The organism is Psychrobacter sp. UBA6766 (genome assembly GCF_002453355.1).
In the GTDB taxonomy this organism is placed as follows: domain Bacteria; phylum Pseudomonadota; class Gammaproteobacteria; order Pseudomonadales; family Moraxellaceae; genus Psychrobacter.
The window spans coordinates 217,376-234,166 of sequence record NZ_DKGQ01000004.1; the positions used below are offsets into that span (position 1 = coordinate 217,376).

17 protein-coding genes and 1 pseudogene are annotated in these 16,791 nt (G+C 42.0%); 11 read left to right on the plus strand and 7 right to left on the minus strand.

The window, feature by feature from the left end:
• Positions 1–427 precede the first annotated feature (427 nt).
• Together B4K26_RS01220 and B4K26_RS01225 are read left to right on the plus strand one after the other, a co-directional pair.
• The gene (locus B4K26_RS01220; protein ID WP_296243062.1) at positions 428–1,117 is read left to right on the plus strand and encodes a hypothetical protein; all 690 of its coding nucleotides are present in this window, start codon (positions 428–430) and stop codon (positions 1,115–1,117) included.
• A gap of 15 nt (positions 1,118–1,132) precedes the next feature.
• Positions 1,133–2,104 (plus strand): aminotransferase class IV, encoded by a 972-nt coding sequence (locus tag B4K26_RS01225; RefSeq protein ID WP_296243063.1) that lies wholly within the window; start codon positions 1,133–1,135, stop codon positions 2,102–2,104.
• A 6-nt stretch (positions 2,105–2,110) separates the two neighbouring features.
• Here B4K26_RS01225 and B4K26_RS01230 read toward each other — a convergent pair whose 3' ends face one another.
• Positions 2,111–2,299 carry a DpnD/PcfM family protein gene (locus B4K26_RS01230; RefSeq protein WP_296243064.1) on the minus strand — a complete coding sequence of 63 codons (189 nt, stop codon included), beginning with the start codon at positions 2,297–2,299 and terminating at the stop codon, positions 2,111–2,113.
• 180 nt (positions 2,300–2,479) lie between these two features.
• Between B4K26_RS01230 and B4K26_RS01235 the strand changes: the two genes are divergently transcribed.
• Entirely contained in the window at positions 2,480–3,046 is a 567-nt protein-coding gene (locus B4K26_RS01235) for a hypothetical protein (protein WP_296243065.1), read from the plus strand.
• On the opposite strand, the gene B4K26_RS01240 is transcribed toward B4K26_RS01235, so the two are convergent.
• Positions 3,038–3,802 (minus strand): DpnI domain-containing protein, encoded by a 765-nt coding sequence (locus tag B4K26_RS01240; RefSeq protein ID WP_296243066.1) that lies wholly within the window; start codon positions 3,800–3,802, stop codon positions 3,038–3,040. The genes B4K26_RS01235 and B4K26_RS01240 overlap by 9 nt on opposite strands.
• 168 nt (positions 3,803–3,970) lie before the next feature.
• On the opposite strand from B4K26_RS01240, the gene mltG reads away from it, so the two are divergent.
• A complete protein-coding gene (gene mltG / locus B4K26_RS01245; RefSeq protein ID WP_296243067.1) occupies positions 3,971–5,257 on the plus strand; it encodes an endolytic transglycosylase MltG in 1,287 nt (428 codons plus the stop codon).
• Between the two features lie 175 nt (positions 5,258–5,432).
• Positions 5,433–6,086, plus strand: coding sequence for a dTMP kinase (gene tmk, locus B4K26_RS01250; protein ID WP_296243122.1), 654 nt, complete (start codon positions 5,433–5,435; stop codon positions 6,084–6,086).
• A 137-nt stretch (positions 6,087–6,223) separates the two neighbouring features.
• Here the strand turns inward: tmk and B4K26_RS01255 are convergent, their stop codons facing one another.
• Complete coding sequence (locus B4K26_RS01255; protein ID WP_296243068.1) at positions 6,224–8,557, minus strand: cation:proton antiporter; 2,334 nt, start codon at positions 8,555–8,557, stop codon at positions 6,224–6,226.
• Between the two features lie 927 nt (positions 8,558–9,484).
• On the opposite strand from B4K26_RS01255, the gene B4K26_RS01260 reads away from it, so the two are divergent.
• The 4 genes from B4K26_RS01260 to purC all read left to right on the plus strand — a co-directional run bounded on the left by B4K26_RS01260 (position 9,485) and on the right by purC (position 13,654).
• Positions 9,485–10,942, plus strand: coding sequence for a Do family serine endopeptidase (locus B4K26_RS01260; protein ID WP_296243069.1), 1,458 nt, complete (start codon positions 9,485–9,487; stop codon positions 10,940–10,942).
• A gap of 501 nt (positions 10,943–11,443) precedes the next feature.
• The gene (dapA, locus tag B4K26_RS01265) at positions 11,444–12,349 is read left to right on the plus strand and encodes a 4-hydroxy-tetrahydrodipicolinate synthase (protein ID WP_296243070.1); all 906 of its coding nucleotides are present in this window, start codon (positions 11,444–11,446) and stop codon (positions 12,347–12,349) included.
• A 140-nt stretch (positions 12,350–12,489) separates the two neighbouring features.
• The gene (locus B4K26_RS01270; RefSeq protein WP_296243071.1) at positions 12,490–12,810 is read left to right on the plus strand and encodes a hypothetical protein; all 321 of its coding nucleotides are present in this window, start codon (positions 12,490–12,492) and stop codon (positions 12,808–12,810) included.
• A gap of 130 nt (positions 12,811–12,940) precedes the next feature.
• Positions 12,941–13,654, plus strand: coding sequence for a phosphoribosylaminoimidazolesuccinocarboxamide synthase (purC, locus tag B4K26_RS01275; protein ID WP_296243072.1), 714 nt, complete (start codon positions 12,941–12,943; stop codon positions 13,652–13,654).
• 68 nt (positions 13,655–13,722) lie between these two features.
• Here purC and B4K26_RS01280 read toward each other — a convergent pair whose 3' ends face one another.
• Positions 13,723–14,283, minus strand: a complete 561-nt coding sequence (locus B4K26_RS01280) for a hypothetical protein (RefSeq protein ID WP_296243073.1) — start codon at positions 14,281–14,283, stop codon at positions 13,723–13,725.
• A gap of 234 nt (positions 14,284–14,517) precedes the next feature.
• Between B4K26_RS01280 and B4K26_RS01285 the strand changes: the two genes are divergently transcribed.
• On the plus strand, positions 14,518–15,165 hold the full coding sequence (locus tag B4K26_RS01285; protein ID WP_296243074.1) for a DNA-3-methyladenine glycosylase: 648 nt from the start codon (positions 14,518–14,520) through the stop codon (positions 15,163–15,165).
• A gap of 51 nt (positions 15,166–15,216) precedes the next feature.
• Complete coding sequence (locus B4K26_RS01290; protein ID WP_296243075.1) at positions 15,217–15,528, plus strand: NGG1p interacting factor NIF3; 312 nt, start codon at positions 15,217–15,219, stop codon at positions 15,526–15,528.
• Between the two features lie 9 nt (positions 15,529–15,537).
• On the opposite strand, the gene B4K26_RS01295 is transcribed toward B4K26_RS01290, so the two are convergent.
• From B4K26_RS01295 to B4K26_RS01305, 3 genes and pseudogenes are all read right to left on the minus strand, one after another.
• Positions 15,538–15,909 carry a hypothetical protein gene (locus B4K26_RS01295; RefSeq protein WP_296243076.1) on the minus strand — a complete coding sequence of 124 codons (372 nt, stop codon included), beginning with the start codon at positions 15,907–15,909 and terminating at the stop codon, positions 15,538–15,540.
• A 223-nt stretch (positions 15,910–16,132) separates the two neighbouring features.
• On the minus strand, positions 16,133–16,483 hold the full coding sequence (locus B4K26_RS01300; RefSeq protein WP_296243077.1) for a hypothetical protein: 351 nt from the start codon (positions 16,481–16,483) through the stop codon (positions 16,133–16,135).
• 51 nt (positions 16,484–16,534) lie between these two features.
• A pseudogene (locus tag B4K26_RS01305) lies at positions 16,535–16,791 on the minus strand (hypothetical protein); the annotation flags it as partial.

The window sequence follows — 16,791 nt, forward strand, 5'->3', positions numbered from 1 at the left end:
AAAATTAAAGGGTAAAAAATTATGAATAAAAAAAGATAGGCAAATCATCATAGGGGATAACGTTAACTTTCACAAATCTATCCTAAAGCAATAAATAGGTTTAAAACCGAGTTAATAATTAGCCAGATAAATCATACCTTTATCTCGTGAGGTCTTTAACAAATCTGTACTCTGAGGGAGGGTTATGTGTAAGGTAAAGGCTAGTCAAGGGTTAAGCAGTTGGGTAAACTAGGGAGCATAAAAACGTCGAAGCATAAAAGCTTCAACCAGTTTACCGTTTTACGGACTGCTAACAGACAAAAAGATCGGTTGATAGCACAGTTTATAACGAACAAAGTATATAAATATAAAACCTTAACAGACATTGTTTATTATCAGCGGCACCAAAGCTCGCTCGTTAATACCGTTTTCGGACCCTTTTAAAAGTGTGAGTAAATTGCCCATGTGGAATAATAGCCTACAGGCCCTGATGGTCAGTACAATAATGGCAGTTGGCGTGTCTTTAAGCGCCTGTGATAGCAATAAAAATAGCGATACAGCCGCTGAAGACGTGAGCGCTGAGAGTAGTGAGCAGACAGTTACTGAGACGCCTAAACAAGACGATACCACCGTCAATGCTGACCTAGACGGCGCGACTGATCAACAAGGCACACCAGTAAAATATGATGTCGCTTCATGGAGTACTGATAAAGTCAAAGCGCTAAATATCGATGAGCTGAGCGAGATAAAGTCGGCTTTTGGTAAAGTGGTCAGCACCGATGAAAATAGCTTGGACTATGCCAGTAATCCAGCTTCCAAATATCGCTTTATGCAGAACGATGCGCCGTATTTGGATGTGATTGATTCTGAAAAGTATCTCGAGCTTGGTTGGTATTTTGCCAATCCGACCGATTCTGATAAAGAAAAAGAGCTTAGTCAAAATCATGCCAAAAAATCTTATCAGCTTGCACGCCAATTGATGGGTGAGGATGGTGGTAAGTTGGTCGCTGATATGCTGAACGGTCAGATTGTCAAGAATAAGGTCATCGGCGGTCAAAAAGTAGAGTTGGCAAAATGCGAGTTTTATAGCTGTATGTTGGTGATTAATAAATCCGCTGCCCAAACTGACAACACATAGTCGGAGCTGGTTTTGATGTCGACCAATAGTTGGATTTGCTTACAGCCATCAAATGCGTCGAAAGATGCTGAAGAGGTCGCGATATCATTAGACAATCGCGGGCTGGCATATGGCGATGGTTTTTTTACCACTATGGGCGTCATTGATGGGCAAATACTGTGGTTGGACTATCACCATCAGCGCCTTATCTCGCATGCGGCAGCCTTGCAACTTCAGCTGGAAAGTTTTTCATTATTAATGGTGTTAAAAACACATGCCCAGCAATTACAGCAAGGCATACTAAAACCTATCGTCACACGTGCCGAGCAAGAAGTCCGTGGCTATGGCTATACGCCGAATACTGGCGGCAGTGTGTGCAAGGTTTGGCTTAAATCCTCGCCAATGAGTATTACCACTGCGCAATCGCTGCCGCTCTCTAATGGACAATTCATCCCGCTACAACCTGCCGCCAGTGCCATTTGCTTATCTTCTCAGATTGCTTGCTTGCCGCCGCCGCTTGCTGGACTAAAAAGCTTAAATCGCCTCGATAATGTGCTAGCAAGTGGCGAGCTGCAAGCTATCAAAGTCCAAGCTATCAAAGCTAAGACATTGGCAGACACTATCAAGCCAAGCATAGCCGAAGGTCTGCTACGCGATATGAGCGGGCAGTGGGTTGAGGGCACGATGAGTAATGTGTTTTATCAATTAGCCCAAGCGCCAGTCGCAAAATCGTCCAATCGTTCACACACTCAAAACAACAGCAACTATCTGAGTGCTGGTCAATGGTATACGCCGTCGATGGCGCAATCAGGTGTCGCTGGCGTAATGCGCCAAGTGATTATCGATACATTATCGACTAGCGAAAATCCCGTCATTATCCGGTCATTACAAGATGAAGATTTGCCCCATTTAAGCCAGCTATTCTTTTGTAATGCGCTGCGCGGTGTGATGCCAATGAGCAGTCTGAGGTTATTGTCGGGTGAAGTGGTGAGTTTTGAAGCGATTTAACTGTATTTAAAGAATATTAAATTTGGTATCAATACAATCATCTGCGTACAAAATAACTTCCTCTTTTTTATACATATCTTGTGCTTTTAATAGTGCTTCTTGCTCGTTCTCTGCGCTAATTTCTATGGTGTTACTTAACGTCTCGACAATCTCTATCTGAAAGATTTTCTCTACTGTCTTATCACTTTTTATCATCACTATTCTCAATACATGCTTATCAAAATTTCTTTAGGATTTATATCCGCTAGGTTAGCAAAGGTGATTAAAAGAAGTGATCGTCTTTTGTGACAAAGACTTGTGCAATACAGCAAATCGATCAATGATATTTTCTCAATCATAAAGGTTAAATGGTGCCTTCTAAAAGGAGAGATATCGATGCGTCCAATTTATGAAGAAACTAGAATTCCAATACAAATTCGTCGCTTGATGGTTTTTGATGAAATTTGCAAATTAGCAAAAAAACAACCTGATGAAATTGTGCATTTATCGCCTTATACTCAATTATCGCTCGGCGTTATGTATTTAAAAGACTTTAAAAAATTTATTGCCTTTGGCGGTGTGTTCGAATATGCAGAAACACCAGAAGAAGTTATCGAGCAACGTATTAAAGTCTTTCCTAACGACGAACCAGTAAGGTGTGCGCTAACGGTCAATTTAAAGCAGTTTACTAAGCCTGCTCGCACATCATTGCAGCTAGTATGGCATTGGAATAACTATGTTAAGAATAGAATGCACGCTTATATCGATTATCGAGAAGAGCACTTTTTTAAAATAAATGATGAAATTGATTGGGAGTATCCAGCGCATAAGTTTCATGATCGTTTAGTTGCAACGGCACGTTTACCGCTTTGGGACGATAGAGATGAGCTGATAGCTGATATTTATCGCGACAATAAAGGACAACCAAGAGCTGAGCGTTATAACGAAAAGCGCTTAATATAATTTGCGATAGTGCCCACGACCAGTAAATTCAATAATGCCTTTATCGCGTAACACTTGTAGCTGCTGACGGATTTTATCTTTAACATGGTTATTTTCGGGATGTTTGAGTTTTAATAAGTTGGCAAACGCATAAACTTGATTGAGAGAAAAGTCAGTATCCAGTCTATCGATACATTGCCAAATATCCAATGTCCAACCACGCGAAGCAATAGTTTGCTCACGTAAAAACAAGGTTTTTTGAAATTGCTCGGTGACATTATTGCGTGGTATAACTTGCTCGTTTTTAACCAAAAACACCTTTCCTGATTCGAGCACTTTGCGCAAGTCTATATTGCAGCCGACCCAACCGGCACGTTTAGCATTGACTGATAAAGGTTTGCGTTTAACAATCATATCGGGTTTAAAGAAATGCTTAGGAATGATCAAAAAGTTATTAACTTTGTATTCTGGCGAATAGGTTAAAAAGAAAAAGCTTGGATTGTTCTTGCTATTGATTCGCTGAATCATAGTGTTGTAAGCGCCATCATTAATAATGTTGCTTAATTTTGCTTTCTTACTTTTTAATTCATATTCTTCATCGCAGTTTGAGCAATAAAAATCAGCGACAGGTTTGCCATTAGCGAATTCAGCTAATGGTTCGGCATCGCAATTAGGGCAATAACTTTGCTTAGCGACCCAATCTTCACTTAACACTCTAATGATTTGGTTTGGTGACTTATAGTTTTTAGCGAGACTTTGATTAAAGTTTAGGTTCATAGCCCAGTTTCTTATTAAACGAGAATTTGAAGTAACAAATAGGCGATGTGCGTATTAAGCCATATAATCTACTCTAAACACCAAGTTAATTCATAAGCTAAGCAAATACCATTGAAAATCGCCCAGTTCAGTGCTAAATTCTAGCAAACTTCTGCCCCGCGAGTGACCATGAGTACGCCTACACCTGAAATACCGCCTGAACGTCCGAATGAGTCGCCAAAAAACGACCATGACGGCGCGCTGGAGCAGCCTGTCGAGACGACAGCGCTGGACAAAAAAACCATCATTGACGACGTTAGCGCAGAGGAAGTACCAGCGACGGATATCTCGCTCATTAGCGGTGGCACTAAACCACGCCATTATAAAGCCGATAATCCATCGTTTTTTATGCAGCGTGGCTATCAGGTATTATTGGTACTTGGGCTAATTGCCGCGTTCTTTTTGGTGATGGTCTATCAGACGCTATTTGGCCGTATTGAGCAGCCACAGCAGATGGTGACGATTGAGTCGGGTCAGACTTATTATGGGCTATTGCCGCAGTGGCAGCAGCAAATACCGCTGTTTTCTGCCACGATTGCCAAGCTTTATATGAAAACGCAAATCGATGGCCCATTGCACGCTGGTATTTATCAATTACCAGAAAACCCCACCTTTGCTGAAGCACTAGAAGTACTGGGACAAGGCGTAAAAGCGGCAATGGTCAAGGTTCAGATTATCGAAGGCAAAACCTCAAAAGATTTATATCAAGCGCTACGAGATAACGACGGCATTAAAAAAGAAGTACTAACGGCTGATAGCACGAATGCTAGCATCGCGCAGGCATTGGATTTGGTCGGCATTTTGCCAGATTCGGTAGTGAATAGTAATGACCCTATTGTCAATCACAATCTTGAAGGCTGGTTTGCCCCTGATACGTATTATTATGGCGAAGGCAGTACGGATAAACAGGTATTGACCGATTTGTATAAGCGTCAGCAGCAAGCATTGACCAAAGCGTGGGAAAATCGCGATCCTGATTTGCCTTATAACAGTCCGTACGAAGCGCTCGTTATGGCATCGATTATCGAAAAAGAAACCAGCTTGGCAGAAGAGCGTCCTTTGGTCTCGGCGGTATTCAGCAATCGTTTGAATAAAAATATGCGCTTGCAAACCGATCCAACCATTATTTATGGCATGGGCAACCGTTATCAAGGCAATATTCGCCGAAAAGACATTGATGAAAAGACGGCTTATAACACCTACCAAATCGATGGGTTACCACCAACGCCAATCGCGCTGCCATCTGCTGCTTCGATTGAAGCAACCTTGCATCCTGCCGATAGCGAAGCCTTATACTTTGTAGCAACGGGTAACGGGGGACATAAATTTACCAGTAGCTTAAATGAGCATAACCAAGCGGTAAAAGAATATCTAAGCGTCATGCGTCAAAAGAGAGCACAAACGCCGCCGTCTTAATTTAATCCTCTATCTTTTCTAAAAACCTATCGTGTATCGAGCGTTATATCTTTATATAGTTATCTATATAAAGACATAACGCTCATCAATGACATAAGGTCATATCATGTCAGCATCACTACAAGAAAAATCAGCACAAGAAAAATCATCACAAGTAAACTTACCTAACCACTCTATGAATACAGCGTCCACTCAAGGGCGCTTTATTAGCTTTGAAGGCACTGAAGGCGTTGGCAAGACCACTGCTATCGAGCAGCTTTGCAAGCACCTACAAGCAAGGGGCATTGATTATGTTAGAACCCGTGAGCCGGGCGGCAGTCCATTTGCTGAGCAGTTGCGAGGAATATTACTAGATCCTAATACCAAAATTAATGACGATACCGAGCTGCTACTGATGTTTGCGGCGCGCTGTGACCATATACAACAAGTAATTTTGCCTGCGCTGCAACGTGGTACGTGGGTAATATGTGACCGCTTTACCGATTCGACCGTTGCTTATCAAGGTTTTGGACGTGCCCATGGTGATAGTGCTGTACGCACCAAAATTGCCATGCTTATTGAGCAATTTATTGACCAATTACCAGATTTGACCTTATGGTTGGATTTGCCCGTATTAGAAGGGATGGCTCGCGCCAATAAACGTAGCGCCGCTGATCGTTTTGAGCAACAAGCGACTGAGTTTTTTACTCGAGTGCATCAAGGTTTTAGCGTCCTTGCGAGCGAGCAGCCTGAGCGCATTCAACGTATTGATGCGTCAGGTAGTGCTGATAAAGTTAGTGAACGTATCTGGCAGACGGTTCAAGAAAAATTTAAGCTAAGTCAGTGCTAACTTAACGCTGTTTCAGAGCTATTAGGTTCATGCTATCTGGCACTCGAATTTCTACTTTTTACCATCTAAGCAAAAAGCCCCAACTACTGAGCTGGGGCTTTGGTGTTTATGGATTAGTATTTGAAAAATAGCTGTTACTATTTATCGTTATCGATAGTATCAGCCACGTTTTTATCCTGATCGTCATTACTCGCTTTAGCGGCGTGATCGCCACTTGAGTCAGGTAAGCGGTTTGGATCAAGCGTGCCTTTTTTGGTTTTTGGCGCGCTACCATTGCCGTTGGCATTACTAGGAGTCTTGGTTTTCGAGGTTGCTGTCGAATTGTCCGACATCACTCCTTTATTAGCCGCTTTATCTTTAGGCTCGCTTGCTTGAGCGTTTCCTTTTTCAGCAGGAGTATTTGGTGGCTGAGGCGCGGAACTGGGCTGATTTTCTGACACAGTTGTTGTTTCAGATGCTGTTTCAGTGGCTGGCTTAGTTGTTGTTTCAGTGACTGTTTCAGCAACGTTATCTATCTTTTTATCGGCTTCCTTAGCAGTTGGCGCTATAGGCTCAGGCGCATTGGTTTCGTTATTCTCCTCGGTAAGCTCCATTTCTTTACGCTTTTCAGGCGCTTTTGAGCTGGACTCAAAGCTTGCATCTGCCGCCGCGCGCGCTTGTTCTTGCTTTGGCGTTACGTCAACTGGCTTTGGCTGTACTTCATCATCAATGACCAATGAGATTAGCTTACGATCACGCGGCACCATCCCATCGAACTTATCGGTAATAACGTGCAATTTACCCTCTTTATCCACGGTATAAAGCGGCACAAACTGCTTATTATCAGCTTTATATTGCTCAAAGCTGTAGCTGTCAGTGATGTTAGTGATTTTGATACGAGCCTTTTTCGATAGCATACTGGCAAGCTTGGTATAAGTGACATCTTTGCCAAATAACCACTGCGAGTGGAAGTTACCTTGTTTATCATCGCGCTCACTTTTGACTTTTTCATCACTGAATTTAAGGCGATAAATTTTACGCTCGCCAAACTCGTGACGGTAATGAATCTCAGACAAGGTATTCATCTCTCTATCGGTACTCATAGCAAATAGGCGCCCAATACCGATAAGATCTAAGTGGTGGTCAGCATGGTCAGAGATAGGATTACCAAAGTAAGTACGCAGGCCGCTCATGCGCGCACGAGCAATATTGGTATAGTTATTGTGCGCAACGATGACATCAAAGCCTTGGTCTTTTAAAGACGTCGCGACCAGTAAGGCGATAGGGTTGGAGCCGACGACTAAGATACCGTTGGTTTCAGGCTCGCGTACGCCCAAGAAATTGCCAACCATTTTTGCGCCCAAACCCTGAATCATTACCGTACCAATAATGACAAGGAAAACCAAAGGTACGAGCAGCTCAACGCCTTGAATATCATACTCTTGCAAACGAATGGCAAATAAGGATGAGATAGCAGCGGCAACGATACCGCGTGGCCCAATCCAGCTAATCATCAGCTTTTCATTGGTTTTTAGGTTAGAGCCGATAGACGATGCCCACACCGATAACGGACGCGCGACAAACATCACAATCGCTAGCAGCACCAATCCAGCAAAACCAACGCTAAGCAAGCTTGCAAGCTCAACGCGGGCGGCAAGAATGATAAATAATACCGATACCAATAAGATGGTTAATGATTCATTGAACTCTAAAATCGTCTCGCGTGGGAATTTTGGCCAGTTAGCCAGCGCCACGCCAAGAACAGTGACAGTTAATAAGCCAGATTCATGTTCTAAATGGTTTGAGATAGAAAATAGCAGCAGCACAAAAGCAAGGGTGAAAACATTGCGTAAAAATTCAGGAATCATATGGCGACGCATTAAAAATGCCAATAGCCATGCGCCAACCAATCCCAATATCGTCGATAACACCACAATTTTGGCAAACAGTAATATACTGCTGGCTTCACCGCCTGAGATGATATATTCATAAACCAATACCACCGCAATCGCGCCGATAGGATCGATAATAATACCTTCCCATTTCAAAATGTTCGAAATGGTTTTGTTCGGACGCACGCTGCGCAGTAATGGCATAATCACCGTTGGGCCAGTCACGCAGACCAAAGCACCAAAAAGTAAGGCAATTAAAGGGTCTACATCGAACAAAAGGTAAGTGGATAGCGCTACAATCGCAATGGTGATAAGTACGCCGACCGATACCAACGTCTGTACCACAGAGCCGTGTTGTTTAATTTCATCAAACTCTAAAGTCAGCGAGCCTTCAAACAAAATAATCGCCACGCCCAATGAAATAAAAGGGAACATCAGCTCGCCCAATACCAAATCAGGATCAAAAGCGCCTAATATCGGGCCAACAATAATACCAATCAGTAATAAAAACAAAATGGACGGTTGCTTTAAATACCAAGCCAACCATTGGGCGGCAATACCAAGCCCAACCACGCCAGATAACAATAGGGCGGTATCCATAAATTAATCCTTTTATAATCTTGTCACATTTTATATCTATTCAGGCGCGCTACCGGCGCTGCTATCATAAGCTGCAGCAAAAGTTGCCTAAATGAGTTGTTGCAAATATTCGTCACCGCTGAGCGCTCAATCTATCGCTTATTAATAAACGCATCAATCACTGTATCAATCAACGCACAGGTGAGGTTTGTTATCAATACGATATCGCAGTAAAGACAAAGGTCTTTCCATATTACTAAGCATAATCTAGAAAGCAAAAGATGAAAAACAAGGTGAAGACTGCCAAGCTGCTAAGATAATGGCCTACAAAAATTAACTTTTGTTTGTCATATAAATTATTTGGCTTGTTATCATAACATGGTTTTATTTTATGTATTTTAGGGGTGGCTTTGCGCTGCTTTATTAGCTAAACATAAAGCTTGATAAAGCTGACATTGTCAGCACGTTATCAATAAAGCAGTCTTGCGTTAATTTTTAGTATTGATAACCTATTATTATTGATAACCTAGAAGTGGCTATAGTAATGGTTTTTTAATGACTATATTTCAATAGCAAATGCAAATTACCACGTTTTCTTTAAATACGAAAAGTAGGGTAATAGCACCAACTTTCTTTATATAGAAAAGATAAAGTTTTATACCATAAGTCCAAAATGGACGGTAAACTAACAAGTAGACTCTCTTTGCAAGAGCGGATTGATAAGAGCACGGGACACAAGTACGCCGTAAAATTTATAACCTAACCGTATAAAGTCAGGTTATAAAGACAGATTTTCTAAATCTTAATTGATGAGCAAGCTGAGCTATTGTCGGCACAGCACAGCACAGCACAGCACATTGATGAAATATGCCTTGATAACGGTCCTATTTAACCGTTTATAACAACCAGTTTATAACAACTATAAAGACTTATCATATGGAGGATAACATGCCTATCAATATGTCTAAAAAAGCATCAAATACGCACAATTTGACGCATTGGTTACAACAGAGTACGTTGGCACTTGCGATTGCAACAAGCATGGTTGCTGGTATTAGTATAGCGACCATGCCAAATGCGCAGGCAGCCGTTACCACCGCCGATTTTTCTGGATTGGTTCAGCAAGTTACCCCAGCGGTAGCGCGGGTAAACGTCACCAAAACCGTCAGTGAGGCCGAGCTTGCCAAAGCGCAAACCGCTGAGCTGTTGCGCAAATTTTTTGGGGATCGCTTGCATATTCCTGACCAAGCAGCAACGCCTGCGATTGAACACGCTTATGGCACAGGTTTTTTCGTAACTACTGACGGATATATGCTCACCAATCACCATGTGGTAGCAGGTGCAGATAAAATCACTGTGACGCTCAATGACAGAACGGAGCTTGATGCAAAGCTGGTTGGTAGTGATGAGCGCTCGGATGTGGCGGTACTAAAAGTGACGGGTCGTCAGTTCCCAGCATTACCAATCGGTGACTCTAATGCGTTAAAAGTAGGAGAGCCCGTATTGGCGATTGGCTCGCCATTTGGCTTTGATTATTCGGCATCGGCAGGCATTGTGAGCGCCAAGTCGCGAAATTTTTCACGTGAGACCAGTGTGCCCTTTATTCAAACTGACGTTGCATTGAACCCAGGAAACTCTGGTGGTCCACTATTTAATCAGCGTGGTGAAGTCATCGGCATCAACTCGCGTATTTTTAGTGGCACAGGTGGCTATATGGGACTGTCATTTTCTATCCCGATTGATGCGGCGATGGATATTTATGAGCAGCTTAAAAACAATGGTGAAGTTGCGCGCGCTTATTTGGGTATTTTTCCACAAGATATCGACCGTAATTTAGCCGAAGCTTATAACTTAGCGCGTCCACAAGGTGCGTTATTAACGCGCGTATCGCCAGATTCACCCGCCCAAAAAGCAGGGTTAAAATCGGGGGACATTATTTTAAAATACAACGATACCCAAATTATGGAAGCCTCAGATTTGTTAAATCTCATCAATCGGGCGCGACCTGATGACATATTTCGCGTTCAAATTCAGCGTGATGGTAAGCAATCTATTGTAAGCGGCAAGCTCAGTAACGCGTCTAATGATATGCAGTCGCAAACTGGGGCTCAGCAGACCAACGGCATTAGCTTGGGGTTAGCGCTGCGCAACTTGACACCGGAGGAGCAAATAGAGCTAGCGTCTGATAACAAGACTGGTGTATTGGTCACAGCAATTGAGCCGACGGGACTTGCGGCGCGTTCGGGCATACTGGCAGGCGACGTTATCACCAACCTACATCAAAAACCCATCAAAACGGTCAACGATTTTTCTAGTGCCGCTTCCTCATTACCCAAAAAAGGGGTGGTTACGATTGAAATATTGCGTCAAGGTATCCCGGGTATTATTGGTTTGCGGATTGAGTAGTGATTGGTAGCGTTATTAGGCAGTTTTGAGCATAGTCTCCTATTTATCTGTGAGGATATATTGACCGCTCATTGATGTGTTGACGATTGGTTAAAATATTTAAAAAGGTTTTATCCATACTCAGCAATTACGCTACACTAACTGTTTGGTTTTCGCGCTAGATTCTAAGACCAATTTTTAGGACCAGTAAAGCAGTGCTTAGCAGCTCAATAGTGAGTCATTTTTCGCTGATCAGAGACTTTAAGCATTAATTGATTGATAGCGATAAAGCCAAAATATGCTACACTAGCAGGCGTTTTTATGGTTATTAGCGGTTGAATACCGGTAGATAAACATAGCATTAATAACATCAGAATATATAAATAGTATGAACATCACGCAAGAGATTGTCCCTTACGTTATTTTTATTCAACGTTAAGCTTAGTAGGACGTATAGAGACACTTGCAAACGACTTATCATGTGATAGCTTTAATAAAAGCTAGGATAATACAGGCACGGTTATGAGCACAGCATTCGACGATATCAAATCCCGACTACAAGGTTCAATGGTAGCCTTAGTAACGCCCATGCACCCTGACGGCACGGTCGATTATAAACGTCTGGCAGACCTCATAGATTGGCAGATTGAGCAGGGCACACATTGCCTCGTCGCTGTCGGCACGACTGGTGAATCAGCGACTTTGTCGATGCAAGAGCACAGCGATGTGATTCGCTATTTTGTCCAGCATGTCAAAGGTCGCGTCCCCGTAATTGCTGGAACAGGCGCTAACAATACGATGGAAGCCATCAAGTTGACCCAAGATGCCGCTGATGCAGGTGCAGACTGTGCGTTATTGGTTGCGCCTTATTATAATAAGCCGCCCCAAGAAGGCTTGTTTCAGCACTATAAGACCATCGCTGAAGCGGTAAAAATACCGCAGATGCTTTATAACGTGCCGGGTCGTACCGTTGTTGATATCGCTCAAGAAACGGTTGAGCGTCTTGCTGATATTGATAATATTGTCGCTATTAAAGACGCTACTGGTTCGGCGGTTCGTGGTGAACAACTCATCAAAGCGGTTGGTGATAGAATGGTCGTGCTATCGGGTGACGATGGTACTGCCCTTGAGCTCATGAAGTTTGGGGGAAAAGGCAATATTTCGGTGACAGCCAACGTTGCGCCAAAAGCTATGAGTGAAACCTTTAGCGCAGGGCTGCGCGGTGATTTTGACGCGGCTCATAAAGTCCATGATGTGGTTAAGCATTTACACCGCGATTTATTTATCGAATCAAGTCCTATTCCTGTCAAATATGCGCTGCATAAAATGGGCATGATAGAAACAGGTATCCGGTTGCCATTGGTATGGTTGGCTGAAGAGCACCATGCAACGATTGATGAAGCCTTAATCCGTGCAAACTTAGTGTAGTTATGTGCAAAAGAGCGATGGGCAAACGTAGCTTCGCGCGTACATAATAGAAAAGTGCCGTTCATCAGATATTTTAAAGATAAAAACGTTTTGCTAAATAACTACTAAATCAGCAACGAATGCTAACTTAGAGAGATAATATGATGACAGTATCATCAACCCCTGTGAAAATATTCCCAATGCTAATGAGCGTAGTTTTGGGTAGTATGTTAGTATTGAGCGGCTGCCAAGCGACAAAAGAGCTGTTTGGTAAGCGTGATAATGGTAGCCTTGAATATCAGCAAAGCAAGAAACTGGCGCCGCTAGAGCTTCCTGCTGCGCAAGAAACCGCCCCATTTGTTCCGCTATATCCTACTCCTAATGTAGGCGCGAATACCTTAAAGTTAGAGAACGAGTCGGGTAAGCAGTATCAATTGCCAAAACCGCAGCGTGCCGTTGCGACAACCCAGGCCTCAAAATAAACCCTTTTTTCACCTCTATTTATACCGCTGGTTTTTGATTATGTTAAACAGATTTTTAACCTAATTTAAAGCGCTTAGCGGTCACTGCGCGTTTTTACCACATAAGCTTGAACGAACAGGAACTCCCATAATGCAAAAGCAACAACTGCTGTATAAAGGCAAAGCCAAATCTGTTTATGAAACAGAAGACAACGATCTACTGATTTTACACTTCCGCGATGATACCTCAGCGCTTGACGGTAAGCGTATCGAGCAACTTGCTCGTAAAGGCGTGGTGAATAACCGCTTTAACGCTTTTATCATGCAAAAACTGGCTGACGCTGGTATCGAAACCCATTTTGAAAAGCAATTGTCAGATGATGAAGTGCTGGTCAAGCGTCTAGAGATGATTCCAGTTGAGTGCGTCGTCCGTAATTTTGCCGCTGGCAGTTTGGTGCGTCGACTGGGTTTAGAAGAAGGCCAAGCTTTGACGCCCTCTACCTATGAGCTTTTTTATAAAGACGATGCACTTGGCGATCCAATGGTCAATGAGTCCATTTCTATCTCTCTGGATTGGGCAAATGAAGCTCAATTGGCAAAAATGAAAGAGCTAAGCCATCAAGTAAATGAAGTGTTAAAAGAGCTGTTTGATGCAGGCGATTTGATACTGGTAGATTTTAAACTTGAATTTGGCGTATTTCACGATCGCATCGTCTTAGGTGATGAATTTTCACCAGATGGTTGCCGCATTTGGGATAAAGCGACCAAGAAAAAGCTTGATAAAGACCGTTTCCGCCAATCATTGGGTGATGTGATTGAAGGCTATGAAGAAGTGGCAAAACGTATTGGTGTGCCATTAAACTAAATTTATCTAGCACTTAATACATAAAAAAACTGAGCCCTGAGCTCAGTTTTTTTATGTGAATGATTATATTATTTATCTTTACGTGCTTCTTTAATTTTCTTAGCAGCAGTCTCCATCGCATCCGCTGCCTTATCAGCTAAGGTACCAGCGACTTCTTTTGCTTTAGTTGTTGCAGTGTCTTTTAAAGAAGATTCTTTGTCGTCGCCAGATTTAGAGTCATCATTTTTACTGTTTTTATCGTCTTTGTTAGAGTTTTTATTGTTGTCTTTACCGGATGACTTATCTTCTTTATCAGAAGATTTATTATCCTTATCAGATGATTTGTCGTTTTTGTTGTCTTTATCAGATGACGTATCATCTTTACTATCATTATTAGACGACATACCATCTTTACTGTCTTTACTGTCTTTACTGTCTTTACTGTCTGACTGATTATTCTGTTTGTCGTTTTTGCTGCTATCGTCTGTTTTAGACTGACTATCTTTTGAATCGTGATTAGTGTTGTCTTTGAAAGGGTTATTAGCGTTGTTATTTTTCATCGCTGCGTTTTTATCCGTGTCTTTTTCGCCAGTATTCTTATTACTATTATTATTGTGCTGCTTATCATTGTTCGCATTAGAGTTACTCATCGTCTTATCCTTTTGATTGTGTTTTTTAGTGTTGGATGTTTTTAATTTTTTAACTTTAAGATTGAATAGCGAGTTTTAAGCTTACTATTAGACTGAGTTAATTGTCTGTATAACATGAGTTGCAATAGGTAATAGAGTCTATCTCTCGACAGCAATGAGTCGTCTTTTATGTTAAATTTATACCGTTAATATACAAACATAGATATAAGAAAATAAGAAAAAAGGTCGTCATTGATGTTACATCCCATATTACCTGATACTCAATCCACTATTTTAGAACCTACTTGGTTTGTCCGCCCAACCTGTGTGGTAGCGGCCGATTTGATTGGCAAAGTTTTATGCAGACAATTAACAGATAGCGATGGAACGCAGAAAATATTGCGAATGCGGATCTCCGAGACGGAAGCTTATATCGGTGAAGATGATGCCGCTTGTCACGCCCATGCAGGCACTCGAACGCCGCGTACTGAGATTATGTATAGCCAAGGCGGTGTCATTTATGTTTATCTGATTTATGGCATACATCATATGCTCAATTTAGTCAGTGGACCAGCAGAGTCGCCAGAAGCGGTATTAATACGGGCAGGGTTTTTAACAGAAGATAGCGATCGCTTAATTGAAGAGAAATTGCTCAGCGCAGATAAACAGCTGACGCATCCTAAGCAGTTTGCTGGCCCTGGCAAGCTGACTAAGCGCTTGAACATAGACCGTACGTTATACGGTAAACTCATGACGCCTGACTCAGGACTTTGGCTCGAAGATGATGGCTGTCAGCCACCCGTGTCGCTGCGCCCACGGATTGGAATTGATTATGCGGGTGAGGCAAAAGAGTGGTTATTACGATATATTTGGACTGACCATCCATCGTTATCTAAAAGATAGCAAATTTATAATGAGTCTATATTTTTTAATATTTGGTTGAAGGAGTAACTGATGTATAAACTGACCGTTTTTATTCCAGATGAGGCGTTAGAGCAAGTGAAGTCTGCTTTATTCGCAGCAGGTGCTGGAAAGATTGGCGATTATGAACAGTGCTGTTGGCAGGTAAAAGGGGCAGGGCAATTTAAGCCATTGGTTGGCAGTCATCCACATATCGGGACGCATGATAAACTTGAAACCGTTGAGGAATGGCGGGTAGAGATGGTAGTGGCAACTGCTTACATTAAGCCAGTTGTTGAGGCACTAAAGCAGGCGCATCCCTATGAAACTCCTGCCTATGATGTAATTGAGGTATTAGAATTCTAAAGCCAGTTATCAGTCCTCTTTTATTTTAATCACATTATAGCTTGGATAGCCAAGCTCGATTTTATAGTCTTCACCGCCGCGTTTGGCCTTTACTTTGATTTTACTGTCGCCTTTTTTATACTTGACATCTTTAACGCGGTAGCCCATATTGCTGACTTTATTAGCAGCTCGTTGCTCAATAGCAGGTTGATAAAGCTCTTTATCAATGGATTTAATGGTTTTTTTGTGTTTTTTATAGATCTTGCTATCTTTGTAGATATCTTCGTAAAGGTCACCGTATGCGTTATAACCAGGTACGGTGACACAGCCCGTCATTATCGTCAATAACGCTGTAATCATACTGGTGGTAACAGTAGTTCTTAATAAAAAAATGTTTTTCATTATATCCTCTTATGATATTAAAGGCGTGGTCAATTATGCTGTATCAAATCGTTTTATACAAAACCGTATTGTAAAAAAATGGTCAAATAAACCAAGGGCTGGCTTATTTGACCAAAGGCACCAAATAGTCAACGATGCCAAAAGCTTAATAGCAGGTTTTAAAAGCATGACCAGATATTAAACGCATACTGATATACGTCATTTTTGACGTTTTCGAGCAAGTTTATTGATAGCGGTAATGATTTTTTTGATAGCGACCATTATTGTGGTAACGGCCGTTATTACTTTCATGATGTTTTTTGTACTTATAGCGACCGTTATTGCTCTTATGATGATCTTTTTTATTATGGTGACGGCCATTATTGGTTTTATAGTTGTCATGATTATAGCGACCATGCTTATACCGACTATTATTGTACTTGTCGTTACCTTGATGATGACCGTTTGGATGGTAGACTTTGTGACCCTCATATCTTGGCGTCACAGTGGTACAACCAACGGTGGCGCTAATTAACGTAGCCACCAGCCCAGCGGCAAACACAGCTTTTAATGCTGAAAAGGTCAATATCTTCATGATAGTTTCTCCATCGTCTTATGAGCACTTTAATGATTCACATTTTAAGGATCAGTCTTTCTCAACCCTAATCACATTTAAGTTTGGATAGCCAAGCAAAATTTCATACTCTTGTGAGCCGCGCTTAGCCTCAATCTCGAACACACCGCGCCCATTTTTTTCATCGAGTTCGATATCATCCACGCGGTAACCCATCGCTCTTACTTTATTAACCGCTCGTTGTTTAATCGCTGGATAACGCGATTCTCGCTTGATGTTGTCTTCGATATCATCATTTTTATAGCGTTTATTATTATAATTACCGTTAT